Origin of the sequence: Spirilliplanes yamanashiensis (assembly GCF_016863475.1) — a bacterium.
Lineage (GTDB): Bacteria > Actinomycetota > Actinomycetes > Mycobacteriales > Micromonosporaceae > Spirilliplanes > Spirilliplanes yamanashiensis.
This window is the reverse complement of record NZ_BOOY01000043.1, coordinates 1-23,256: the sequence shown is the minus strand read 5'-3', so window position 1 is coordinate 23,256 and position 23,256 is coordinate 1. Positions and strand designations below refer to the sequence as shown.

Below are 23,256 nucleotides of genomic sequence, written 5' to 3'. Positions count from 1 at the left end.
CGGCCCCGCGTACCCGGACCCGGATACCCATCCCACGCACAGAGAGCGAGAGCACGTGGACGCACTGATCCCACCGCTGCTGAACGGCAGCGCACAGGGTGCGTTGCTCCTGCTCGCCGCACTGGGGCTCTCGCTCACCTTCGGTCAGATGGGCGTGATCAACATGGCCCACGGCGAGTTCCTCATGATCGGCGCCTTCACCGCCTACCTCGTCCAGCAGGTCGTCCACTCGGCCAACCTGTCCGTTCCGGTCGCGTTGCCGGTCGCGTTCCTCGTCGCCGGCCTGCTCGGCCTTCTGCTGGAGGTCGGCATCATTCAATGGATGTACCGCAGGCCCCTCGACACCCTGCTCGTCACGGTCGGTGTCAGCCTGATCCTGCAGCAGGCGGCACTGCAGGTCTTCCCGTCCCAGGGCGTCCCGGTGCAGAAGCCCGACTGGCTCGACGGGCAGGTGAACATCCTCGGCTACGAATGGCCGTTGCGGCAGGTGTTCACCATCCTGCTCGCGGCGGTCTGCGTGGCCGCGCTGGGGGCCTGGCTCAAGTACTCCTCGTTCGGCCGTCGCATCCGGGCGACCGTGCAGAACCGGGACCTCGCCGAGACCGCGGGGATCTCCACGCGCACCGTCGACCGCCTGACCTTCTTCATCGGGTCGGGTCTGGCCGGGGTCGCCGGCGTGGCCGCGTCGCTCATCGGCGGCACTAACTCGCAGATGGGCATGCAGTACATCATCCCGGCCTTCCTCGTCGTCGCCGCCGGCGGCATCGGCCAGCTCAAGGGCACCATCATCGCCGCGTGGGCGGTGGGTGTCTCCCTCTCGTACTTCGCCGACTGGACGACCGGCAGCCTCGCGCAGGTGCTCGCCCTCATGCTGGTGATCGTCTTTCTGCAGCTGCGCCCGCAGGGCCTGTTCACGGTGCGAACCAGGAGTCTCGTATGACGAAGCTGAAGCCCCGGCTCTCCCTTCTCGGCATCGGGGTGTTCGCGGTCCTGCTCCTCGGGGTCGCCCCCGTCGTGCTCACCGATCACTGGCTCGGCAACCTCGGCAAGTACTGCTGCTGGGCGATCGCCGCCGTCGGCATCGGCCTGGCCTGGGGCCGAGGCGGGATGCTCGTGATGGGGCAGGGGGTGTTCTTCGCCCTCGGTGCCTACTCGATGGCCATGCACCTCACGCTCGAGAGCGCCGGTGACGGCGTCCCGGGGTTCATGGTGCTCTACGACCCGCTCGCGCCGCTCCCGGCGTTCTGGGAGCCGTTCCGCAGCCCGGCGTTCACCCTGGCGGCGGTCGTGCTGCTCCCGGTGATCGCGGCCGGCATCCTCGGCTTCGCGCTGTTCAAGCGTCGCGTGAAGGGGGCGTACTTCGCGATCCTGACGCAGGCGCTCACCGTCGCGCTCGCCACTCTGATCAGTTCCACGATCCGCGAGACGGGCGGCGACACCGGGCTCAGCGACTTCAAGTACTTCTTCGGTTTCGTGCTGAACGACCCGGCGAACAGGACCCTGGTGTACCTCATCGCGGCCGGGCTGCTCGTCGTGTGCCTGCTCGTGGTGTGGCAGCTGTACCGCAGCCGCTTCGGTGAGCTTCTCGTCGCCACGCGGGACGCGGAGGAGCGCGTGCGATTTCTGGGTTACGACCCGGCCAACATCAAGCTCGTCGCCTTCGTCATCTCGGCGCTGATGGCGAGCATCGCCGGAGCGATGTTCGTGCCCATCGTCGGCATCATCACCCCGGCCGAGATCGGCGCCGCCGCCTCGATCCTCATGATCGCTGGCGTCGCCCTCGGCGGCCGAGCCTCGCTCTTCGGCCCGGCCCTCGGCGCGATGGCGGTCGGGTGGGGGCAGTCGAGCCTCGGCTCGGCCTGGCCCGACGGCTGGACCTACATCCTCGGTCTGCTGTTCGTCGTCGTCATCCTCTTCTTCCCGAAGGGGCTGTCGTCGGTGCTCGGCAGGTTCACGGCAGCGCGCCGCAGCCCTGGCGAACGACCGCCCGCCGCCGTGAGCGCCGAGGCGACCGCTGCCCCGGAGCTCGAGGGGGTGAAGGCGTGACCGCCGCCTCGCTCGTCGTCAAGGATCTCCACGTCGAGTTCTCCGGGTTCGTCGCGGTCGACGGCGTCTCCTTCGACGCGCACCTCGGCGAGGTCCGGTTCCTCATCGGCCCGAACGGCGCCGGAAAGACGACCTGCATCGACGCCATCACCGGGCTCTCGAAGGCCGCCGGGTCGGCGAGGATCGGCGAGCAGGAGCTGCTCGGCCGGCCGGTGCACAAGATCGTCCGGCTCGGGGTCGGCCGCACGTTCCAGACCGCGAGTGTCTTCGACGAGCTCTCGGTGCTGCAGAACCTCGACATCGCCGCCGGACGCCATCGCCCCTCGGTCTCGCTGCTGCGGACCCGGCGTGGCGTCGACCCCGCAATCGCGCAGGCGCTGGAGGAGACCGGACTCGCCGACGAGATCGCCACGCCGGCCGGCATCCTGTCGCACGGCCAGAAGCAGTGGCTGGAGATCGCGATGCTGCTCGTGCAGGACGCGAGGGTGCTGCTGCTCGACGAGCCCGTCGCCGGCATGAGCCAGGACGAGCGCACTGCGACCGGCGAGCTCCTGCAGCGCCTCGCGGCGAAGCGCATCGTGCTGGTGGTCGAGCATGACATGGACTTCATGCGCCGCTTCGCCACGCGCGTGACGGTGCTGCACCAGGGCAGGGTGCTCTCGCAGGGCTCGGTGGCCGACGTGCAGGCCGACGGCAAGGTGCAGGAGGTCTACCTCGGCACGGCGGGCGCCGCGACCACGGCCGACATGTTGGCCGTGCCCGACCTGCCGGGTGTGGCGGCCGGGACGCAGAAGCAGGAGGTTGACTGACATGCTCGAGCTCACCGACATCGAGGCCGGCTACGGGCGCACGCAGGTGCTGCACGGCGTGACGGTGCCGACCGGGAAGGTCGTGGCCGTACTCGGTCACAACGGAGCCGGCAAGACGACGCTGCTGCGGGTCGCGATCGGGCTCGTCAAACCCACCAGGGGCCGCGTGGTGTTCGACGGCGAGGACATCGCGTCCCTGCCCCCGAACAAGCGCGTCGCTCGCGGCATGGCGTACGTGCCGCAGGGCCAGCAGGCGTTCGGCCAGCTCACGGCGCTGGAGAATCTGCAGCTCGTCGCCGACGGGCGCCGGCGCGGCAAGGCCCTCATCGACGCGCAGTTGGCTCGCTTCCCCGCGCTGGAGAAGTTCGCGACCCGCAAGGCCGGCCTGCTCTCCGGCGGGCAGCGCCAGCAGCTCGCGATCGCCCGTGCCCTCATCACCGAACCGAAGCTCCTCATCCTCGACGAGCCGACCGAGGGCATCCAGCCCACGATCGTCGCCGAGATCGAGCAGACCATCATGCAGCTGTCCGACGAGGGCATCGACGTGTTGCTCGTCGAGCAGCACATCGGCTTCGCACTCGAGGCCGCCGAGCACTACGTCGTGCTCGCCTCGGGCTTCGTCACCCAGACCGACTCGGGTGGCTCGGCCGCAACCTCCACGGTGCGAGCCGCCATGGCGATCTGAACCGGGATGACCATCGACGTTGCAGGTCCGCAATGCTGCCGTAACGCCGGAACCGGAGGATGCCCCACGCGAGCTCGCGTCAGGGGGAAGCCACTGTGAGCAGGACGGACAACGCGCGCGCGGCCGCGGAGGACAGCCTCGAGGACTACGCCTTCCGCTATGTGCCGCGCACCTTCCGGCGCTGGAGCGCGGCTTCCGTCGGCGCGACCGCCCTCGGGTCCATCGCGTTCCTCGCCGACTTCTCGATCGGCGCGAGCATCGGCATCGACCACGGCACCGGCAACGCCGTGCTCGGCATCCTGTTCGCGTCGGTCATCATCGTCGCGGTGGGCGTGCCCGTCGCCTACTACGCCGCCCGCTACAGCCTCGACCTCGACCTCATCGCCCGCGGCTCGGGCTTCGGCTACTACGGCTCGATCATCACGACCGTGATCTTCGCGGGCTTCACCTGCATCTTCTTCGCCCTGGAGGGCGCCATCATGGGGCAGGGGCTGCAGGTGGCGACGGGGATGCCGCTGTGGCTCGGCTACCTCGTCTCGACCGTCGTCGTGATCCCGATCGTCATCTACGGCATGCGTGCGCTGGAGCGTCTGCAGTTCTGGACCACGCCGCTGTGGCTCGCCCTCGCTCTGCTGCCCCTGCTGTGGATCCTGATCCTCGACCCCGAGGCGGTGCGCGCCTTCACGTCGTACACCGGCAACTCCGACGGCGCGATCAGCTTCGGCGCCGTCGTCTCGAGCGCGGCCGTGTGTTTCGCCCTCACCCCGCAGCTGGCCGAGCAGATCGACTACATCCGCGCCATGCCGCCGCGGACGCCGTCGAACGCCCGCTCGTGGTGGACGTGGTTCGCCGTCTCCGGACCGGGCTGGGTCGTCTTCAGCGGCACCAAGCAGGTGATCGGGGTGTTCCTCGCCGTCTACCTGCTCGTGGAGGTAGACGGCGCCGCCGGACACCGCGCCACCGAACCGGTCCAGCAGTTCGTCGGCATGTACCAGACCCTCGTCCCCGACTGGCTCGCCATCGTCCTCGCCCTCGTGCTCATCGTGATCGCGCAGGTGAAGATCAACGTGACGAACGCGTATTCGGGCTCGCTCGCGTGGTCGAACGTCTTCACCCGGGCGGCGAAGCACTACCCGGGTCGCACGATCTTCGTCCTGGTCAACCTCGTGTTCGCGTACGGGCTCATGATGTTGGACGTCTACACGTTCATCTCCTTCGTGCTGAGCCTCTACGCGAACGTGGTCATGGCGTGGCTCGTGACGATCGCCACCGACATCGCGATCAACAAGTGGGTGCTGCGCATCTCGCCCCGCTTCCCCGAGTTCCGCCGCGGCATGCTGCACGACTGGAACCCGGTGGGGCTCGTGTCGGTGGGGCTCGCCTCGGTGCTGTCGCTGCTCGCGTTCGCCGGCCTGCTCGGTGCCGCCGTCCAGCCGTTCTCGGTGCTCATCGCAATCGGCGTCGCGTTCGTCGCCACGCCGGTCATGGCGGTGGCCACGCGGGGGCGCTACTACCTGCGCCGCCGATCCGACGGCATCGACTCACCCCTGTTCGACTCCCACGGCAACCCCTCGGGCGAGCGGCTCCGGTGCCACGTCACCGGATACATGTTCGAGCGGCCCGATATGCTGGCGTCGGCCCAGCGAGGACCGAACGGCGAGGTGCAGTACGTCTCGTCGCTGGCGCTCACGCTCGACAAATCCGATCGCTATGTGCTTCCGCCGGAAGTCACCGGCCCCCCGCGCTGGGCGGCCGCGCGAGGCAGGGAGACGTGATGGAGGAGTCGGTCGACACCGCGACCGCGATACTCGCGAGCGCCGCGGCTCTGCTGCGTCAGCACACGTTCGACGACATCTCCTACCGTGCGCTCGCCGACGAGGTCGGCATCTCGGAGCGCACGGTCTACCGCCAGTACCCGACGCGTGCGCATCTGCTCGCCGCTCTCTCGACCTGGATCGAGCAGGCCTTCTTCCCGCTGCCGCCGTTCGTGACCCTGGCCGACTTCCGTACGGCCGTGCACGAGCGCTTCCGGGCCTTCGACGCCTCACCCGCCTACGCCTACGTCGGCGCCCGGGCGTCCGCGATCTCGCTGACGCTCGACGCCGAACCCGCCTACATCACGCGTGCGATCGAGGCGATGCTCGACGTTGCCGCGCCGACGCTCAACCGACGGGATCGGCGGCGGGTCGCGGCATCCCTGCGTTACTTCTCGTCGGCGATGTTCTGGGCGCGCCTGCGCACGGGTTTCGACCTGGATGCCGGCGAGATCTGCGACGCGTTCGATCGCGCCGTCGGCGCCGTGCTTGCGCGGCTGCCCGACCGGACGCGGGCGCAGCCGTGACCGGGTCGACGGCCGTGGCGGCGCTGAGCGGCACGCAAGCGGCGATCCTTGCCGCCTACGCCGAGCTGATCGAGGAGGTCGGCAGCGACGACGTGTCGTACCGGCTCGTTGCGCGCCGGGCCGGCATCGCCGAGCGTACGGTGTTCCGCAACTACCCCACGCGCGTCGATCTGCTGCTGGCGACCGCAGCGTGGATCGACGCGACGGTGTTCGCCCGCGAGGAGTCGCACTCGATCTTCGACATCCCCCTCGCGATCCGCGACGCCATGCAGCGCTACGACGCGCGGCCGGAACTGGCGCACGTCGTCGCCGAGGCGGCGATGCGCGGCGTGAGCGGCGCGGCGCCGTCGCCTGGCCGGGCGCAGCTCGAACGGCTGCTGGACGCCGAGGTGTCGTCCCTCGACGCGGCGCAGCGCAGGGCGGTCGTCGTGGCGCTGTCCCACCTCGACTCCGCCGCGGCCTGGGTGACCTTCCGCCGCGAGTTCGGCATGGACTCACGTGACATCGCGGACGCCGCCGCCTGGGCGGCGGAGGCGGTGCTCGACGGCATCCGCGACCGCGTCGCCCCGTAGGAGCTCGGAGGATCTGGTGTTTCTGACCCCACATGAGCAGGATCGCCTGCTCATTCACGTCGCCGCGGACGTGGCCCGGCGCCGCCGGGAACGCGGGCTTCGGCTCAACCACCCCGAGGCGGTCGCCATCATCACCGCCTTCCTGCTGGAGGGGGCACGCGACGGCCGGACGGTCGTCGACCTGATGGAGGCCGGCCAGCAGGTGCTCACCCGCGACGACGTCCTCGACGGCGTTCCCGAGATGCTGAAGGAGGTGCAGGTGGAGGCGACGTTCCCGGACGGCACCAAGCTGGTGACGGTGCACCACCCGATCCGATGATCCCCGGCGAGGTGCTGTTCGGCGGGGGCGATGTCGTCATCAACGCCGGACGACCGGTGACGACGGTGACGGTCACCAACACCGCCGACCGTCCCGTCCAGGTCGGGTCGCATTACCACTTCGCCGAGGCGAACCCGGGGCTGGAGTTCGACCGGGCCGCGGCCTGGGGGCAGCGCCTGGCCATCCCGGCGGGCACAGCGACGCGGTTCGAGCCGGGCTTGACCTGCGAGGTCGACCTGGTTCCGCTTGCCGGCTCCCGTGTCGTGCCGGGCCTGCGCGGCGAGTGCGGAGGCGCGCTGTGAGGGCGACGGGCGACCGCGGCGAGGCCCGCAGTCGGCGATGGAAGGTGGCACCGTGAGCACCGTGGACCGGGCGCGCTACGCCGCGCTGTACGGCCCGACCACCGGCGACAGGATCCGGCTGGCCGACACCAACCTGCTGATCGAGATCGAGGCCGACCACTGCGCGGGCGGTGACGAGGCGGTCTTCGGTGGGGGCAAGGTGATCCGGGAGTCGATGGGGCAGTCCCGGGCGACTCGGGCGCAGGGCACCCCGGACACGGTGATCACCGGCGCGGTGATCCTCGACCACTGGGGCATCGTCAAGGCGGACGTCGGCATCCGCGACGGCCGTATCGTCGCCATCGGCAAGGCCGGCAACCCGGACACGATGGACGGCGTCCACCCGGATCTGGTGATCGGCCCGGGCACCGAGGTGATCGCCGGCAACGGCAAGATCCTCACCGCGGGCGCGATCGACACCCACGTGCACTTCATCTGCCCGCAGATCGTCGCGGAGGCGCTGACCGGGGGAGTGACCACCCTCGTCGGCGGCGGCGTCGGACCGGCCGAGAGCAGCAAGGCCACCACCGTCACCGCCAACGCCTGGCACCTCGCCCGGATGCACGAGGCGATGGACACGTTCCCGGTCAACGTGCTGCTGCTCGGCAAGGGCAACACCGTCTCGGAAGAGGCGTTGTGGGAGCAGCTGCGCGGCGGCGCGGGCGGCTTCAAACTGCACGAGGACTGGGGTACGACGCCCGCCGCGATCGATACCTGCCTGCGGGTGGCCGACGCCTCCGGTGTGCAGGTGTCCATCCACACCGACACGCTGAACGAGGCGGGGTTCGTCCAGGACACCCTGCGCGCCATCGCCGGGCGGGCGATCCACTCGTACCACACCGAGGGCGCCGGCGGTGGCCACGCGCCCGACATCATCACGGTGGCGAGCGAGCCCAACGTGCTGCCGTCATCGACCAACCCGACCCGGCCGTACACGCAGAACACGCTGGCCGAGCACCTCGACATGCTGATGGTCTGCCACCACCTCAATCCGGCGGTACCGGAGGACCTCGCGTTCGCGGAGAGCCGGATCCGGCCGTCCACGATGGCCGCCGAGGACCTGCTCCACGACCTGGGGGCCATCTCCATCATCGGGTCGGACTCGCAGGCGATGGGCCGCATCGGCGAGATCGTGATGCGCACCTGGCAGACGGCCCACGTGATGAAGGCCCGTGTCGGCGCCCTCGCCGAAGACGGCGCTGCCGACAACCACCGGGCCCGCCGCTACGTCGCCAAGTACACGATCTGCGCGGCGATGGCCAACGGCCTGGAGTCCGAGGTGGGTTCCGTCGAGCCCGGCAAGCTCGCCGACCTGGTGCTGTGGGACCCGGCGTTCTTCGGCGTCCGGCCGCAGGTGGTGATCAAGGGCGGGATGATCGCCTGGGGCCAGATGGGCGACGCGAACGCCTCCATCCCGACCCCGCAGCCGGTCCTGCCCCGCCCGATGTTCGGCGCGTACGGCAACGCGGCCGCCGCCACCAGTGTCGCGTTCGTGGCGCCCGCCGCGATCGAGGCCGGCCTGCGGCTCGACGTGCGGCGCCGGCTCGTGGCGGTCTCCGACGTGCGTTCCCGGGGGAAGGCGGACCTGCCGGAGAACAACGCGATGCCCCGCATCGAGGTCGACCCGGACACGTTCACCGTCCGCATCGACGGCGAGGTCGTGGACCCGGACGCGGTCACCGAACTGCCCATGGCGCAGCGGTACTTCCTCTTCTGATGGACACCACCGCTCTGCTGCTCGCCGACGGCCGCTTCCCGTCCGGCGGGCACGCGCATTCGGCCGGGCTGGAGGCGGCCGTGGCCGCCGGACAGGTCAACGGGCTGCCGGAGCTGGAGACGTTCCTGCGGGGCCGGCTCGCCACCGCGGGCCGGGTCGCCGCCGCGTTCGCCGCCGCGACCCGGCGGGTGGCCGCCGACGAGCCGGAGCCGGCGGCGACGGTCACCCTGCTCGACGAGGAGCTCGACGCCCGTACCGCCTCCCCGGCGCTGCGGCGGGCGTCACGCCGCCAGGGCCGGGCGCTGCTGCGCGCGGGCCGGGCCACCTGGCCGGCGCCGCTGCTCAACCGGGTCCCGGCACACCCCGACGGCTACCACCACCCGGTCGCGCTCGGTCTCACCGCGGCCGCCGCCGGCCTGTCGCCGGCCGACGCGGCGCTGATCGGCGCGTACGGGGTGCTGACCGGCCCGGCCAGCGCCGCGGTCCGGCTGCTCGGCCTCGACCCGTACGGCACCCAGGCCCTGCTCGCCCGCCTGGCGGGCGCCTGCGACGCCGTCGCCCGGGCCGCGGTCGCCGACGCCGCCTTGCCGCCGGCCGACCTGCCCGCGCACACCGCACCGCTGGCCGACATCCATGCCGAAAACCACGCCACCTGGGAGGTGCGTCTCTTTGCGTCCTGAGACTCCGCACGACGAGACCGTTCCGCACAGCCACCCCGACCCGTCCGTCGACCCGCACGCCCCGCTCGCCGACGGCGGCCGGGCGTTGCGGGTCGGCATCGGCGGCCCGGTCGGGTCGGGCAAGACCGCCCTCGTCGCGGCCCTGTGCCGGGCGCTCGGCGACGAACTGCGCCTGGCCGTCGTCACCAACGACATCTACACCACCGAGGACGCCGACTTTCTCAAGCGCAACGGCGTGCTCGCGCCGGAACGCATCCGCGCGGTCGAGACGGGCTGTTGCCCGCACACCGCGATCCGCGACGACATCTCCGCCAACCTGGACGCCATCGAGGACCTCGAGGACGCCCTCGGGCCGCTCGATCTGATGCTCGTGGAGAGCGGCGGGGACAACCTCACCGCCACCTTTAGCAAGGGCCTGATCGACTACCAGATCTTCGTGGTCGACGTCGCGGGCGGCGACAAGGTACCGCGCAAGGGCGGCCCCGGCGTCACCACCGCCGACCTGCTGGTCATCAACAAGACCGACCTGGCCCCGATGGTCGGCGCGGACCTGTCGGTGATGGACCGCGACGCGCGCGCCCGCCGGGGAACACTGCCCACGATCTTCCTGTCGATAGCCGAGGACAGGCAGGCGCAGCCGGTCGCCGACTGGATCCGCCACCTCGTCGGCCACCGCCGTCCCGGACAGGTCACGGTCGGCTGATGCGGGCGCACGCCCGGCTCAGCGCCGAGGCCGACGGTCGCGGGGGTACCCGGCTGAGCCGGCTGCGGGCCGAGAGCCCCCTGCTGCTGCGGCAGACCGGCGCGACGGGCGGGACGGTCACGGTCCACCTGGTCGGCGGCGCCGCCGGGCCGCTCGGCGGCGACGACCTGCGCCTCGACGTCGCGGTCGGCCCGGGGGCGGCGCTGTGCCTGCGCACGGTCGCCGCCTCCATCGCCCTGCCCGGCCGCCGCGGCGAGCGCTCCCAGTACACGGTGTCGGTCACCGTCGCCGCCGGCGGAGTCCTGCACTGGCTGCCGGAACCCACGGTCGCGGCGGCCGCCTGCCACCATGCTGCGCTCGCCACCGTCGACCTGGAGCAGGGCGCGTCGCTGGTCTGGCGTGACGAGCTGATCTGCGGCCGCCACGGCGAACAGCCCGGCGACCTGACCGTCTCCACCCGGGTGCGGTACGCCGGCCGCGCCCTGCTGCACCAGACACTGGAGATCGGTCCCGGCGCCGACGGGTGGTCCGGGCCGGGCGTGCTCGGTGGTGCCCGGGCCACCGGTTCCCTGCTGCGGGTGGCACCGCACGAACCGCCGGTCGCACCGCGACTGCTGGGTCCGACGGCCGTCTGGATGCCGCTCGCCGGACCGGCCGCACTGATCACCGCCACCGCCGACACCAGCCAGCGGCTGCGCGACTACCTGGACGCGGCTCTGCCGGCCCTGGCCGACACCTGAGGCGCAGCGGGATGGACACCGTCACTCGGCCGGGCAGGCTGAGGAGCGATGAGGGCGTACGCGGCCGGCGGCAGCCCAGCCCTCCTGGGCGGGAAGCGCTGCCGGCGCCGACTTCCACACCTCGACGCCGGCGCGCATCTGCAGGTCCAGCTGCGCGACCGTGACGTTGCTCGCCCGGCGGCGGCCGGCCCCTGATGGCGTGTTCCTCGGTGGGGGAGGACGGTACCGCGATGCCCTACGGAGCCACCGAACGCGCAATACGGGAGCGGATGCTCGTCATCTCAGTAGCCGTAGATCAGGTTGTACGCCAACTGGGGGTCGAAGGAGCCGGCGGGGCTGCCCGGGGCGGTGCCGCAGGCGCCATCTGATTCTCCGGGCGCCTTGATCCAGAGCAGCAGCTCCGCACCGCCGCCCTTCTGCGGCGGTGTGCCGATCCGCCGACCGGCCGGGTTGCACCATTGACCGTTGCTGCCGTTGCCGTTGCGGCTGGTGTCGATGACGTAGGAGCGCTGGTAACCGTGTCGGGACAGTGCGGCGTTGACCGAGGAGCCGTAGGTCGCCGATTGGCCGGTGGTGTAGTAGTTCGAGACGTTGACGGAGAACCCTCGCACATTGGCCAGGCCGGCGGCGTGCAGGCGGCCGGCCATGACGTTCGCGGCGACCCAGCCGGCGTTGCCGGCGTCCAGGTAGGCCCAGGTGTTGGGCGACCGGTCGCGGAACTGGGTGCTCGCGAACCGGAGCAGGTCGTTGCGGGTCGAGATGGCCGCCGCGTCCATGCAGGCGAAGTCCCCCAGGGCGTCCGGTTCGACGATGACGATCGCCGGCCGATCCTTGATCGCGTCGGCGAACGCGGAGATCCACGTGTAGTAGGCCGCGGGGGAGCCGGCCCCGCCGGCGGAGTGGCCGCCGCAGGCGTCCCGCCCGGGCAGGTTGTAGGCGACGAGCACCGGTAGGCGGTCGGCCTGGTCCGCGGCGCCCACGAAGGCGCCCACGGCCTGGCCGATGTCGCCGGACCAGTTGCCGAACCACCGGGCCATCGGCCGGTCGGCGATGGAGGTCTTGATGCTCGCGGCGCGCCCGTCCGCCCGGTGGCTCGCCACCCAGGTGGCGGCGGACGTGTTCGGGTCGACGTAGAAACCGTTGGTCAGGGCGAGCGGATCGCCTGCGGCCAGGGCGGGCGACGCGCCGGCGCCGACGGCGGCGCCGGCGAGGACGACGGCAAGAGCACAACGCAGGGCGACGGGGGCATGGCGCACGGCAACCTCCGAGCAGTGGCTGGCTGAGGACGTGCGGTCGCTGTTTGTAACACGCCTGCCACAGCGCTGGCAACAATCTCGATATATCTGCCGACGGTATTGACGGATGACGAACTGATGTCGAACGATGGGAACGCTCCCACACCGTCGGCTGAGGACGTGTGGTTTGCCCTGTCACCTCAAGCGAAAGTGCTACCGCCGGGTCCCGAAGTGCGACCCGAGGAGAACGGAAGGGGCGTGGCCCGATGAAACGGCGCCGGAACGCCGTGCTGGGATGCGTCGTCGTCCTGGCCGTGGCGGCGTCAGGCGGCGTGGTGTCCTCTGCGGCCCACGCCGACGAGGTCGAGCTGATCGCCAACGGCACGTTCGACGACGGCACCGCGCCGTGGTGGTCCACCCCCAACGTGCGCGTCACCGGCGTCGACGGTCGTCTCTGTGCCGAGGTTCCGGCCGGCACGGTGGCCAGCTACGACGCCATCGTCGGACTGGATGCCGTTCCCCTGGTCGCCGGTGAGCGGTACCGGCTGACGTTCTCCGCGTCGGCGGACGCCGCGCGCCAGCCGCGCGTCCTGGTGCAGCTGCCGGTCGACCCGTTCACCCCGTACGTCGAAGTGCGGCCGCAACTGGGCGCCACACCGGTCGACGTCCGGCACACGTTCACGTCGACGGTCGACCTCCCCGCGGCGCAGGTGCAGTTCCAGCTCGGTGGTGCGGCCGAGGCGTGGACGTTCTGCCTCGACGACGTGTCGTTGCTGCGCGGCGTCGGCCCCGACATCCACCAACCCGACACCGGCCCGCGAGTCCGGGTCAACCAGGTCGCCTACCTGCCCCACGGGCCGAAGAACGCGACCGTGGTCACCACGGCGGTCACCGCGCTGCCGTGGCGGCTGAACAACGCGCGGGGCGTCGCCGTCGCGACCGGGCGTACGCGTCCCCGCGGTGTCGACCAGTCGTCCGGTCAGAACGTCCACTCGGTCGACTTCACCCGGTACGTCGCCAAGGGGGCCGGGTACACGCTGGTCGTCGACGGCGAGACCAGTCACCCCTTCGACATCAGCAGCGCCGCCTACGAGAGGCTGCGCGTCGACGCGCTGAAGTTCTACTACACCCAGCGCAGCGGCGTAGCCATCCGGGAGGACCTGCGGCCCGGCTACGGCCGGCCCGCCGGGCACGTCGACGTCGCGCCGAACAGAGGCGACCGGGCCGTGGGTTGTGCCCCCGGTGCCTGCGCCTACACGTTGGATGTCACGGGCGGTTGGTACGACGCCGGCGACCACGGCAAGTACGTCGTGAACGGCGGCATCTCCGCGTACCAGCTGATGAACCTGTGGGAACGCACGACGCTGTCCCGCACCGGCGAGCCGCGCCGGCTCGGCGACCGTAACCTCGCCCTGCCGGAGAGCGGCAACGGGGTGCCGGACGTGCTCGACGAGGCCCGCTGGCAGCAGGAATGGATGCTGAAGATGCAGGTCCCGGCCGGGCAGCCGCTCGCCGGGATGGCGCACCACAAGGTGCACGACGTCGCGTGGACCGGCTTGCCGCTGATGCCCCACCAGGACCCGCAGCCACGCCAGCTCTACCCCCCGTCGACGGCCGCCACTCTGAACCTGGCCGCGACGGCCGCTCAGGCGGCCCGCGTCTTCCAGCGCCACGACCGGACGTTCGCCCGGCGCAACCTGGCCGCGGCCCGAGCGGCGTGGGCCGCCGCGCTGGCCCATCCGGCGGCCTACGCCCCGGCCGAGTCCGTGGGCGGCGGCCCGTACGACGACACGGAGGTCTCGGACGAGTTCTACTGGGCGGCCGCGCAGCTGTACCTGACCACCGGCGAGCGGCAGTTCCGCACCTACCTGCTGGCGTCGCCGCTGCACCGCGCCGACGTGTTCGAGCCGGGCGGCTTCTTCTGGCGCGACGTCGCCGCACTGGCCCGCCTCGACCTCGCCCTGGTGCCGAACGGACTGCCCGATCGCGGCCGCATCCGTGCCTCCGTGCTCACGGCCGCCGACCGCTACCTGGCCACGCAGTCGCACCATCCGTACGGAGTGCCGTACGCCCCGGCCGGCAACGTGTGGGAATGGGGCTCCAACTCGGCCATCCTCAACAACGCCGTGGTCCTCGCCGCCGCCTTCGAGATCGGACGCCAGGAACGGCACCGCACGGGCGCTATCCAAGCGATGGACTACATCCTCGGCCGCAACGCCCTGAACCAGTCGTACGTCACCGGCTACGGCGAGCTCTTCGCCAAGAACCAGCACAGCCGTTGGTACGCCAACCAGCTGGACATGACGCTGCCCCACCCGCCGAACGGGACGCTGGCCGGCGGGCCCAACTCCAACATCCAGGATCCGGTGGCACAGGAGAGACTCGCCGGGTGCGTGGCGCAGTTCTGCTACCTGGACGACATCCAGTCCTGGTCGACGAACGAGTTGACCATCAACTGGAACGCCTCGCTCGCCTCCGTGGCGTCGTTCGTGGCCGACCAGGACGACGGGCGCGGCTGACCGACGGCGTGGCAGGCCGGGAACCGGCCGCCGCGGACCAGGCGGCAGACTGCTACAGGGCGGCCGGTCGGATCCACGGGTCGATGATCAGGTCGTCGAGTCCGATCGCGGCGAGCTTGTCGTACAGCGGCTGCGTCAGCTGGACCATGTTCACCCGTATCCTGCCGTTCTCCGGGCTGGTCGTGTAGATGCCCGACGCGCGGTCGGCCATCAGTGCCCCCACCGCTTCGCCCGTCGTGGCCTGCAGCCTCGCCTCCGCGGCGATGCTGTGCCCGCCGGGCGCGGCGACCACGCAGAGGTTCTCGGTGTAGATGGCGGTCAGCGCCTTCCGGGCCTGGTCCACGTCGCCGCGTACCACCCTGACCACCTGGATGCGGGCGTTGCCGACGTGCGTCGCGAACGGTTCGGCGAACTGGTCGGCGTGGGCGCTCAGGTAGTCGTCGACCGGTCCGTCGAGGCCCTTGTGCAGCCAGTCCTCGCTCTGCGACCAGCCACCGGCCGGCGCCGCGCACGGCGGGGTGTCCGGCAGGGTGTACTCCCCGAGCAGGCCGGTCGACGGAGGCGAGTAGGGCATTCGCTGAATGTCGGACAGCCCGTTCGGGTGCCACCGGCCGCGCAGGGTCGCGCCCCTCGTCGGTTTGATGCCCGGCACCCGGATGCCCGGGGTGCAGGGCGGGTCGATGATGGCCGGGACCGGGCCCGGCGAGCACATGACCTCGTCGTCGACCGGGCCGCTCGCCTCGACGAGATCACCGTCCCTGACGATCAGCCCGGCCGGTCCGGTGGGCGGGATTCCCGGTCGTGCCGCGGCGGTCGCCGGGGCCGGTGCCGGCTCCGAAGGTGTCCGGTGGGTGGTGAGTCCCAGCGCCGCCCCGACCGCGAGCGTGGCGGCCGCCGCGCCGACCGGGAGCAGCCAGGCGGGCCGGGTCGTGTCCCGCTCGGGTTCGGGCGCGGAGGCCGGGTCGTCGATCAGTACAGGTTCATGATCACCAGGCATGATCGTCCCTCCGCCGGCTCCGTCGTCCGCGTGCTGGTCGACGGTAGGGGGTGGTCGAACGAGTTGGCGTCCCCCGAGCCAGCCGACCGCGGGCCCGAATGGGGGAGGGCCGGTGGCCGCAGTGCTCAGTGGGGCGCGCTGTACTCGGGTGCACGGTCGCTCAAGGTCTCAGCCCAGCTTGTCAGCCGGTTCCTGCTGCCCGCCGCTGACCAGATCCGCTCGACGACGCCCAGGGAATGGCGACGCTCGGTCACGAAGATGGGCGGCACCTCCAGCATCGGGAAGTGCCCTCCTCGGCCGGCGGCGTTCCAGTCGCCGGGCCGGGGGAACCGCCGCTGGACCTGGCGCCGGGGGAAGACACCGCCCGCGCCGTGGCCGGCCGGCGGGTGGGCGGCTTGGAGGTCACCGGGCCTGATCGTGACGCTGCGCGCCGCCGGCGCCGACTTCGCGCGCCGGTGGGCGGAACACGAGGTCGCGGTGCACCGCAGCGACCGCAAGACGTTCGGGCACCCGCGGGTCGGCCGGTTCACCACGGACCGCGAAACACCGGCACCGAGGGCCCGACGGCGGTCACGGCTGATGACCCCTTCGCCGGTACGGGCGTCGACACCTCCGTCACTCGCGAGTGGACTCCCGCGCGGCACGCGTCCGTCCTGTGTACGCCGGTCGCCGGTCCGGGCCACTTCGGACGTCCGGGCGTCCCGCATCGCTGCGCTGAGCGCGCCGTGTTCGGTCCACAGCCGAATGCGACCGACGGCCCGGCGAGTCGACCCGGGTGCGTGATCTTTCTGCCGAACCGCGGCAGTGGCCCTGTCGGTCCACGGCCGAGGGCTTTGGGCCCTGTGAGGAGCGTCCCGGAACCAGCATGGTGATAGGTGATGCGTTGCCGGGAGGTGTGCGGCATGACCGGGCGGAAGCGGCGTCTGCTCATCGGTTTCGTGACAGCGCTGTCCCTCGTCCTGGTGGTTCTCCTCCAGCCCTTCGCCAATCCTCGTGCTCTTCGTGCCGGGGGTGGCGGTGGGAACCAGGCGGCGTTGACAGCCCTTTCCTATCAGGCCGCCGCGGTCGAGGCGCTGCCGAATTGGCGCGACCGGGAACGCGTCGAGCTGAAGACCATGTACCTGCTCGGGTACCGGCAGAGCCATCCGGCGGCGGGGCCGCACGAGTTGTACACGGCGACGCTGGAGTTCGACAGCGCCTGGAGGAAGGTGTCGAGCAGCCCGACGGCGGAGCGGATCCGCGACCGGTACGAGGTCGTCCACCTGCTGACCGCGGTCGTCGACGAGATACCGCTGCCCGGCAGAGCCGCCGCCCTGCAGGTGCTGAAGAAGGTCGGCGAGGAGTACCTGCGGCTCTACGATGAGCCGGCCGCGATGGCCGACGCCGCCCTGCGGGACCGGGTCGCTGCCGACTCCGTCGCTGCAACCGTCGACCGCACCGGCATCGTCAACGGCTCCGGTGACAGCTTCGCTCTGCTCCACGCACTCGCCGGCGACGACCCGGCCCTGCTGGAAGCCGCCGAGCGTGCGATGGCCGAACTGCCGAGCCTGCGCGCGGACCTGCCGACGTTGATTGCCGGCAGTCCGTTGCTGCGTCAGCTCGACCAGCTCGGCTTGCTCAAGGGCGACGTCGCGGAGATCAAGGCGAACCTTGACCGGTACGCCGCCGAGGTCGGCGGGCGGCTCTCCGATCTGGTCACCGTGGCCGGGCAGATCCGCACAGACACCAGGTCGATCAGCGACAAGCAGGATGCGCTGCTCGCCTACATGACCAACGCGGATCTCAAGCGGCAGATCGAGGCGGCGGAGGCGGTGGAGTATCAGGCCCGGGTGCAGGGCGCCGCGGCCGCCGTGGGTCTCCTCGCGTCGATCGTCGGCCTGGCGAAGCCGGAGATCGGCCAGGTCCTGCAGACCAGCGGCACCGCGGTGATCCGCGTCGTCGAGGCGATAGGGACGTTCCGGGACGCCAGCAGGTCCCTGGACCTGCTGGACAAGATCCATCAGCAGACCGCGGGTGCCCGGCTGATGTCCGGTGTGCGGCTGACCGCCGACGTGTTCAGCGCCGTGATGTCGGTGGTCACCGTCATCACCGGCCTCACCCAGGGCGACCCGGTGCTCGGCGCCCTCACCGCCCTGCGCGACGAGCTGCGACAGTTCCGCGAGGAGATGGACGGCCGGCTGGATCAGATCGACGCGAAGCTCGGCGACATCCAGGACGACATGCTCAACGGATTCACCGCCCTGCTCAACGCCGTGGGTCAGGTCGGCGCGGGGGTCACCGCGATCCACGACCGGGTCCTGGCGTTGGCGGACCGGATCAACCAGGTGGAGCGGGGCGTGTACGAGACCGCGGTCGCGGTGCAGCGCGCCGACGTCGTCCGGGACCTGGACCGGGCCACCAGCACGGTCGGACAGAGCGCATTCAGCTATGAGAGGTTCGTAGACATCGAGAGCCGCCTCTTCACCGCGGCGACGGACCAGGCGACGACCTCGCCCGCGGTGCGCGGCCCGGACGGCGGCGCGGCTTCGACCCCGCCCGATCGGGACGCCGCGCTGGCGGCGGTCGAGGCGGAGCTGGCCCGGTTCCCGGCGGGTGCGAACATCCGGTATCTGGCCGAGGACATCCCGCGTCTGCTGGGGGTGCCGGCCCTGGCCGGGCGGCCCGCGGCGAACCCGGTCAGCTGGGCGTTGGCGGCGCAGGCCTGGGCGGACCTGGTGCGCGCCTGGCCCGGGTACGCGGCCCGTGCCCCGGGGCTCGCCGACCGGGCCGCAGCCCTCGCCGCGGTCGGCACCGGCCTCAACGCCACGGTGACGTCCCTGTCGGGGCCCGCGGGGAGGGTTCTCCTCACCGCGCTGCTGGACCGCTACGACCAGGAGCTGACCGCCCTCTCCACCGGCGCGCAGGAGGTCGTCGCGGCGCACTCCGCGCCGGTGCCGACGATGCCGAAGGAGCAGCTGTGGCTGTTCACACCGCTGCCCCAGGTGCCGCGCGCCCTGCTGCCCTCGTCGAGGACGATCCCGGTCCACAACAGCACCTACGAGATCGCCAAGCCGGTGCCGGCGGACTTCTACAGCCCTGTCGTCCAGCTGGCGCACGTGCTGCAGCACCGGAACCCCGCCAACCGGTTGCTGGGGAACGCGAACGTGCGCCTGGAGCCGGTGTGGGAGGAGCTGACGTACACCAGCACCCCGCAGCCCCGCTCGCCGTCCGACCCGTTCCCCCGGTACGCCGTCACCGCACGCGGCTACCCCGGGGCGATCGTGCACGAACGCGTCGGCGAGCGGGAGTGGAACAGCTACCACCTGGACTACAGGCAGCTCGGAGAACCCCAGGTGGCGGGCCTGGATCAGTGGTCGCTGCAACCGGACCACGTCCTCCTCACGCCACCGGTGGTGTTCCTGGAGCGGGTTCCGTGGTCGAAGCTCAGGACCGCCTGGGGGAGCGGAGCGATCCTCTCCACGTTGATCTTCGGCGACGAGATGAGGAAGCGCATGGCTCCGTTGAACGCCGCGGTGCAGGCCGAGCTCGCCGCGATGCGCGCCGAGGCTCATCAGGCGGTGGCGGCCGCCATGCGCCACGGCACGCTGGCCGACACCACGGCGCGGCTGTCCAGCATCTCCGCGCTGGTCCGCGAGTACGGCACGGTCGGGCTCCCGCGGACCCTCGGCAGCAGCGACCTGCTGGCCAGTGTGATCACCGGCAGCAACCAGTTGTACACGGAGACCGGCGTGCATCAGTTCTCCGCAGTGCTGACCACGCCGGCGGCGCCGGAGGACACCACGTACCGGGTGGCCGGCCTGGTGTCCGAGGCCTCGGCCCGGTCCGCCGCGGTGCGTACCGTGCTGGACAGCTACTACGCCGCGGCCGCCGCCGGCGACGTGCGCGAATCGGTGCCCGTCGTCGACGCCACCGTGACCAAGCTCGACCTGGCCGTCGCGGCGGTCCAGCGGGCACAGGAGGAAGCCAGCCCGGTCAGGGTCGCCGAACGCGGCCTGGCCGCCGGTGACGTCGACGCCGCTCTGGCCGCGTTGCTGGCCGCGCCCGACCTGGACCCGGCCGCCGTCGCCCGGCTCGCCGTGGCCGCGCAGCAGGGCGCCACCATCCGGCAGCAGCAGACGGAGGCGGCGTGGCAGACCGCCGACACCGCCCAACGGCAGGACATGACGCGCGCCGCCGTCGCCGCGGACGTGTTGGCGCGGGTTCTCGGAGCGCAAGGATCGGGGGCGGAGCAATGGCTCGACACGCACTGACACGCCGGCGCATCGGCACCGGCGTCGCCGCGTCCCTGCTGCTCCCCCTGCTCGCCGGCTGCCCGCCCGGCGGCGGCGGTGAGGACGCGTGGGTGACAGGCGTCGGCCTCCGGCCCGCCGGCACGGTGACCTGGAACAGCTACGCCGGTGCCACCAGCTATCAGCTGGTGGTCCGGGCCGAGGACACCGGGCGGCCGCTGGGCACCTGGGCCGGATCCACCACATCGGCGCCGTGGACCTTCGGCGACGAGGGCCGGTTCGTCGTCGTGGTGTTCGCCCTGCGCGACGGCCGGGTGCAGGCCACCAGCCGGGTCCAGGTCGTGAACCTCCCCAGCCCGCGGACCGGGGCGTCCGAACGCCCGGGTGGTCGTCAGGCCGGTGCGGGCACCTGACCAGGACGCTCAGGACGGGTCCTGACGTCGCTCGCGCACGAGCCGATGGCGTGAGCCGGGGAGGCCGGTCAGTCGTCGCTGTCCTTCGGATCCTGGGACACGACGATCCAGTTCGCATCGATGACCGGTGTCCGGTTCGCGCCGTTGGCGTCTTTCGCCGGCGCCACATGCAGGCCGGCCGCGCGCCAGAGGTCCTGCCCGTCGACCCTCCGGCCGATCCGGCGGCGGGGGTGCGGGTGGGGGCGGTCAGCGGCGCGCAGGGGTCCTTCGGCCGTGCCGGGGGCGGTGCCGTGCGCCGCACAATCGGGGTGGAGGAGGGAGGAGTCATGACCACACCTGCCGCCGATCTCCGGGAGGTGGCCGTCACCCGGTTGCGCAAGAAGCGTGACCTGCAGGCGCACGTGCTCGCCTTTGTCCTGGTGAACCTGTTCCTCAACGGGATCTGGCTGCTCACCAACCCGGGCGGTTTCTACTGGCCGATGTTCCCGCTGTTCGGCTGGGGCATCGGGCTCGCGTTCCACATCTGGGACGTCTACTCGCCGGCGGATCCGCCCGAGGACCAGGTTGCCCGGGAGATGGCTCGGCTGGCCCGGCACTAGCGCTGCCGGCCGGCTCGCGCCGTGGGACCCGCGCCTCTGTGCGCGGGTCCTGGTGCCTGGCCGCGGCTGTGCTGTCAGGCGGGAGCTGGTTCGATGTGCGACTCCGGGCCGGGGAAGACGAGCGCGGTGTGTCCGTTGTCGAGCCAGCGGACCTCGTACGGTGGGGTGCCGTCCGGGTGGCGCAGCGCGGTGATGACGCCGACGCGCTTGACGTCGCCGACATGCAGTCCGTTGCTGACCAGCCGGTCGCCTACCTGTGCCTGCATGGTGACCTCCCAGGGTGTGACCGACGTCCGCCGCGCCGCCGTTCCCGGTCCGGCCGGGGCCGCCGGCGGGCGTCCGGACACAGCGTCCCGCTGCCCGCCGGGGCCACGGCAGGGCCGAAAGTCCCGGCCCCACGTCTGGCCGCCGGCCGGCCGGCGGTGCTCAGCGGATCGGGCCGGCGGCCTGGAGCAGCCCGATCACGTTGCCCTCCGGGTCCGTGAACAGGGCGAACGACGCCTGGTCGTTGATGGGTGTCGGCGGCACCAGCGTGGTCCCGCCCAGCTCCCCGATCGTCCGCAGCATCGCGGACAGGTCGTCGACCTGCACGTAGATCGTCACGTACGGCGGCATCTGGTCGTGAGCGTGCATGAGGCCGCCGCCCAGACCGCCGTCGGCCGCCCGCACCGTGCGGTAGTGGGGGCCGGCGTCCTCGATGGCCCAGCCGAATGCCTGCTGGTAGAACGCGCCCAGCGTGGTCAGGTCCCGCCCGCCGATCTCCCAGTGCACCACGGGCCGCGCCTCGGTGTGTGCCACGGTGCTCACCTCCGTCTTCGCCTCGAGGCCAGTCTTGGTCCACGGCGGCGCCGTCCGCCAGGGTCCTCCGGCCCGGCTTACGGCGCCGGGCGCCGGCTCAGGTCGATCGGCCCTGGCGCGGGCGCGATCGGCGCGGTCGACTGACGGTGTGGCACTGCGTGGGAGGTGTGCCATGGCCCACCTTTTCCGGCAACGGACGGCCGGTGAACCGCCCCGGACCGTGGTCGCCGGTGTGGCCGGAGCCCCTGCCGTCGGCGTCGTGCTGGCGCGGGCCCTGGGGTTCGGCCGGGAGCCGGTCGCGGCGCGGACCGCCGGGACGACCGGCCTGGCCGGTGACCGGGACGGCGCCGTCGTGCAGGGCGCGTACCGCTCCGTCGTGCCGGTGGGCGACATCCGACAGTGGAGGAGCCACCGCCGTGACGACGCGACGCGTTGACCGGCCGCAGGCCGTCGCGACCCTGTCCGACGACCTCGGCGTCCTGTCCGCCTACCTGACCGTCCGGCCGGGCGCGGCGGACGCCGCGCGGCTGGCCGTGGACCAGCAGCTGGGCGACCTGACGGGGCGGACGGAGGTACGGGAGCGGGTGCGGGACCTCAGGCCGGTCTTCGACCGCCTGCTGGACCCCGCGCTGCCGGGCCGGGGCCGCGCCGTCTTCGCGCCGCTGAGCCGGCCCGGCCTGCTCGTCGCCTTCACCCAGCTCCCGCTGACCACGGCCGCCGCGGTGGACGACATCGCGCACCTGCGGCCGCTGGTCGCGGCGCACAGCGCCGGGCGCCCGGCCGGCATCGCGGCCGTGGCGGCGCACGGCATCCGGGTCGTGGAGGTGCGGCTCGGCCTGGCCCGGGACGTCGGCACCACCCGCTACACCGCCCCGGGCCGGTACGACGGGCTGCGCGACGGTGTGCAGCAGGACGTGCGCCTGCGGCGCGTCGCCGAGCACGTCCACCACTTCCTGCGCGGCGCCGGGGCGCACCTCGCGACGACGGCGGCCGAGCGCCACTGGCGTCACCTCGTGGTCACCGGCGACGCGGAGCTGGTGGCGGCCCTGGCCGGTGGACTGCCCGGCGGCGCCGACCCCGGGGTGGTGCGCGCCACGCACGTCGCCGCCGACGGGATCTCGGCCGACGCCGTCGCGGCGCTGGTCGCCGGCGAGCTGACCGACGCCCGGCGCCGGGAGGACGCCGCCCTGGCCGGCCAGGCACGCGATGCCGCACTGGCCGGTGGCGCCGGCGCGTACGGCATCGCCGACGTGACCGGGGCCCTCGCCGCCGGCCGTGTCCGGCACCTGCTGCTGGACGACGCCACGCGCTGGCCGGGCTGGCGCACCGCCGACGGTCGCCTGTGGCCCGCGCACGAGACGCCGCCGTCGCCCGCGCTGGGCGTCGCCGACCTGTCCCACCGGCTCGTCGTGCAGACCTACCGGCAGGGCGGCGAGGTGACCGTCCTGCCGGCCGCGGCGCTCGCGGCGGCGGGCGGTGTGGCGGCCCTGCTGCGGTGGTGACCCGTCCGAGG

Annotated in this window: 24 protein-coding genes; 20 read left to right on the top strand and 4 right to left on the bottom strand. The window is 72.2% G+C overall.

The window, feature by feature from the left end; translation table 11 throughout:
• Positions 1-55: 55 nt before the first annotated feature.
• The 13 genes from urtB (at position 56) to Sya03_RS29505 (ending at position 10,953) form a co-directional block, all read left to right on the top strand.
• The gene (gene urtB, locus Sya03_RS29565; RefSeq protein ID WP_203941738.1) at positions 56-940 is read left to right on the top strand and encodes an urea ABC transporter permease subunit UrtB; all 885 of its coding nucleotides are present in this window, start codon (positions 56-58) and stop codon (positions 938-940) included.
• A complete protein-coding gene (gene urtC / locus Sya03_RS29560; protein WP_203941737.1) occupies positions 937-2,046 on the top strand; it encodes an urea ABC transporter permease subunit UrtC in 1,110 nt (369 codons plus the stop codon). The genes urtB and urtC overlap by 4 nt, the downstream gene beginning before the upstream one ends.
• Complete coding sequence (gene urtD / locus Sya03_RS29555; protein ID WP_203941736.1) at positions 2,043-2,855, top strand: urea ABC transporter ATP-binding protein UrtD; 813 nt, start codon at positions 2,043-2,045, stop codon at positions 2,853-2,855. Before urtC ends, urtD begins: the two co-directional genes overlap by 4 nt.
• A gap of 1 nt (position 2,856) precedes the next feature.
• On the top strand, positions 2,857-3,540 hold the full coding sequence (locus Sya03_RS29550) for an ATP-binding cassette domain-containing protein (protein ID WP_203941735.1): 684 nt from the start codon (positions 2,857-2,859) through the stop codon (positions 3,538-3,540).
• Between the two features lie 95 nt (positions 3,541-3,635).
• On the top strand, positions 3,636-5,315 hold the full coding sequence (locus Sya03_RS29545; RefSeq protein ID WP_203941734.1) for a purine-cytosine permease family protein: 1,680 nt from the start codon (positions 3,636-3,638) through the stop codon (positions 5,313-5,315).
• Complete coding sequence (locus Sya03_RS29540; RefSeq protein WP_203941733.1) at positions 5,315-5,881, top strand: TetR family transcriptional regulator; 567 nt, start codon at positions 5,315-5,317, stop codon at positions 5,879-5,881. The genes Sya03_RS29545 and Sya03_RS29540 overlap by 1 nt, the downstream gene beginning before the upstream one ends.
• Complete coding sequence (locus Sya03_RS29535) at positions 5,878-6,453, top strand: TetR/AcrR family transcriptional regulator (protein ID WP_203941732.1); 576 nt, start codon at positions 5,878-5,880, stop codon at positions 6,451-6,453. Before Sya03_RS29540 ends, Sya03_RS29535 begins: the two co-directional genes overlap by 4 nt.
• Positions 6,454-6,469: 16 nt before the next feature.
• Positions 6,470-6,772: an urease subunit gamma gene (locus Sya03_RS29530; RefSeq protein ID WP_203941731.1), complete on the top strand. Its 303-nt coding sequence runs from the start codon at positions 6,470-6,472 to the stop codon at positions 6,770-6,772.
• Positions 6,769-7,074: an urease subunit beta gene (locus Sya03_RS29525; protein ID WP_203941730.1), complete on the top strand. Its 306-nt coding sequence runs from the start codon at positions 6,769-6,771 to the stop codon at positions 7,072-7,074. The genes Sya03_RS29530 and Sya03_RS29525 overlap by 4 nt, the downstream gene beginning before the upstream one ends.
• 52 nt (positions 7,075-7,126) lie before the next feature.
• Entirely contained in the window at positions 7,127-8,830 is a 1,704-nt protein-coding gene (locus Sya03_RS29520) for an urease subunit alpha (protein WP_203941729.1), read from the top strand.
• On the top strand, positions 8,830-9,510 hold the full coding sequence (locus Sya03_RS29515; RefSeq protein ID WP_203941728.1) for an urease accessory protein UreF: 681 nt from the start codon (positions 8,830-8,832) through the stop codon (positions 9,508-9,510). Before Sya03_RS29520 ends, Sya03_RS29515 begins: the two co-directional genes overlap by 1 nt.
• Positions 9,500-10,213: an urease accessory protein UreG gene (gene ureG, locus Sya03_RS29510; protein WP_306891973.1), complete on the top strand. Its 714-nt coding sequence runs from the start codon at positions 9,500-9,502 to the stop codon at positions 10,211-10,213. The genes Sya03_RS29515 and ureG overlap by 11 nt, the downstream gene beginning before the upstream one ends.
• Positions 10,213-10,953 carry an urease accessory protein UreD gene (locus Sya03_RS29505; RefSeq protein WP_203941726.1) on the top strand — a complete coding sequence of 247 codons (741 nt, stop codon included), beginning with the start codon at positions 10,213-10,215 and terminating at the stop codon, positions 10,951-10,953. The genes ureG and Sya03_RS29505 overlap by 1 nt, the downstream gene beginning before the upstream one ends.
• A 281-nt stretch (positions 10,954-11,234) precedes the next feature.
• Here the strand turns inward: Sya03_RS29505 and Sya03_RS29500 are convergent, their stop codons facing one another.
• Positions 11,235-12,209 (bottom strand): glycoside hydrolase family 6 protein, encoded by a 975-nt coding sequence (locus tag Sya03_RS29500; RefSeq protein WP_203941725.1) that lies wholly within the window; start codon positions 12,207-12,209, stop codon positions 11,235-11,237.
• A gap of 245 nt (positions 12,210-12,454) precedes the next feature.
• Between Sya03_RS29500 and Sya03_RS29495 the strand changes: the two genes are divergently transcribed.
• Complete coding sequence (locus Sya03_RS29495) at positions 12,455-14,707, top strand: glycoside hydrolase family 9 protein (RefSeq protein WP_203941724.1); 2,253 nt, start codon at positions 12,455-12,457, stop codon at positions 14,705-14,707.
• Positions 14,708-14,759: 52 nt separating this feature from the next.
• Here Sya03_RS29495 and Sya03_RS29490 read toward each other — a convergent pair whose 3' ends face one another.
• Positions 14,760-15,704, bottom strand: a complete 945-nt coding sequence (locus Sya03_RS29490) for a hypothetical protein (RefSeq protein ID WP_203941723.1) — start codon at positions 15,702-15,704, stop codon at positions 14,760-14,762.
• Here Sya03_RS29490 and Sya03_RS29485 point away from each other — a divergent pair.
• From Sya03_RS29485 to Sya03_RS29470, 4 genes are all read left to right on the top strand, one after another.
• The gene (locus Sya03_RS29485; protein ID WP_306891970.1) at positions 15,690-16,487 is read left to right on the top strand and encodes an MmyB family transcriptional regulator; all 798 of its coding nucleotides are present in this window, start codon (positions 15,690-15,692) and stop codon (positions 16,485-16,487) included. The genes Sya03_RS29490 and Sya03_RS29485 overlap by 15 nt on opposite strands.
• 251 nt (positions 16,488-16,738) lie before the next feature.
• Positions 16,739-19,954 (top strand): hypothetical protein, encoded by a 3,216-nt coding sequence (locus Sya03_RS29480; protein ID WP_203941722.1) that lies wholly within the window; start codon positions 16,739-16,741, stop codon positions 19,952-19,954.
• Positions 19,936-20,346 (top strand): hypothetical protein, encoded by a 411-nt coding sequence (locus tag Sya03_RS29475; protein ID WP_203941721.1) that lies wholly within the window; start codon positions 19,936-19,938, stop codon positions 20,344-20,346. Before Sya03_RS29480 ends, Sya03_RS29475 begins: the two co-directional genes overlap by 19 nt.
• A gap of 326 nt (positions 20,347-20,672) precedes the next feature.
• Positions 20,673-20,945 carry a 2TM domain-containing protein gene (locus tag Sya03_RS29470; protein WP_203941720.1) on the top strand — a complete coding sequence of 91 codons (273 nt, stop codon included), beginning with the start codon at positions 20,673-20,675 and terminating at the stop codon, positions 20,943-20,945.
• A 74-nt stretch (positions 20,946-21,019) separates the two neighbouring features.
• On the opposite strand, the gene Sya03_RS29465 is transcribed toward Sya03_RS29470, so the two are convergent.
• Positions 21,020-21,211: a DUF1918 domain-containing protein gene (locus Sya03_RS29465; protein WP_203941719.1), complete on the bottom strand. Its 192-nt coding sequence runs from the start codon at positions 21,209-21,211 to the stop codon at positions 21,020-21,022.
• Positions 21,212-21,371: 160 nt separating this feature from the next.
• Entirely contained in the window at positions 21,372-21,743 is a 372-nt protein-coding gene (locus Sya03_RS29460; RefSeq protein ID WP_203941718.1) for a VOC family protein, read from the bottom strand.
• A gap of 232 nt (positions 21,744-21,975) precedes the next feature.
• Between Sya03_RS29460 and Sya03_RS29455 the strand changes: the two genes are divergently transcribed.
• Together Sya03_RS29455 and Sya03_RS29450 are read left to right on the top strand one after the other, a co-directional pair.
• Positions 21,976-22,179 carry a hypothetical protein gene (locus Sya03_RS29455; protein ID WP_203941717.1) on the top strand — a complete coding sequence of 68 codons (204 nt, stop codon included), beginning with the start codon at positions 21,976-21,978 and terminating at the stop codon, positions 22,177-22,179.
• Positions 22,160-23,245 (top strand): baeRF10 domain-containing protein, encoded by a 1,086-nt coding sequence (locus Sya03_RS29450; protein ID WP_203941716.1) that lies wholly within the window; start codon positions 22,160-22,162, stop codon positions 23,243-23,245. Before Sya03_RS29455 ends, Sya03_RS29450 begins: the two co-directional genes overlap by 20 nt.
• Positions 23,246-23,256 lie beyond the last annotated feature (11 nt).

Coding starts and splice junctions, on each gene's coding strand:
- urtC (WP_203941737.1), top strand. CDS start 937: ATGACGAAGCTGAAGCCCCGGCTCTCCCTTCTCGGCATCGGGGTGTTC.
- Sya03_RS29550 (WP_203941735.1), top strand. CDS start 2,857: ATGCTCGAGCTCACCGACATCGAGGCCGGCTACGGGCGCACGCAGGTG.
- Sya03_RS29540 (WP_203941733.1), top strand. CDS start 5,315: ATGGAGGAGTCGGTCGACACCGCGACCGCGATACTCGCGAGCGCCGCG.
- Sya03_RS29525 (WP_203941730.1), top strand. CDS start 6,769: ATGATCCCCGGCGAGGTGCTGTTCGGCGGGGGCGATGTCGTCATCAAC.
- Sya03_RS29515 (WP_203941728.1), top strand. CDS start 8,830: ATGGACACCACCGCTCTGCTGCTCGCCGACGGCCGCTTCCCGTCCGGC.
- Sya03_RS29505 (WP_203941726.1), top strand. CDS start 10,213: ATGCGGGCGCACGCCCGGCTCAGCGCCGAGGCCGACGGTCGCGGGGGT.
- Sya03_RS29495 (WP_203941724.1), top strand. CDS start 12,455: ATGAAACGGCGCCGGAACGCCGTGCTGGGATGCGTCGTCGTCCTGGCC.
- Sya03_RS29485 (WP_306891970.1), top strand. CDS start 15,690: ATGATCACCAGGCATGATCGTCCCTCCGCCGGCTCCGTCGTCCGCGTG.
- Sya03_RS29490 (WP_203941723.1), bottom strand. CDS start 15,704: ATGCCTGGTGATCATGAACCTGTACTGATCGACGACCCGGCCTCCGCG.
- Sya03_RS29475 (WP_203941721.1), top strand. CDS start 19,936: ATGGCTCGACACGCACTGACACGCCGGCGCATCGGCACCGGCGTCGCC.
- Sya03_RS29470 (WP_203941720.1), top strand. CDS start 20,673: ATGACCACACCTGCCGCCGATCTCCGGGAGGTGGCCGTCACCCGGTTG.
- Sya03_RS29465 (WP_203941719.1), bottom strand. CDS start 21,211: ATGCAGGCACAGGTAGGCGACCGGCTGGTCAGCAACGGACTGCATGTC.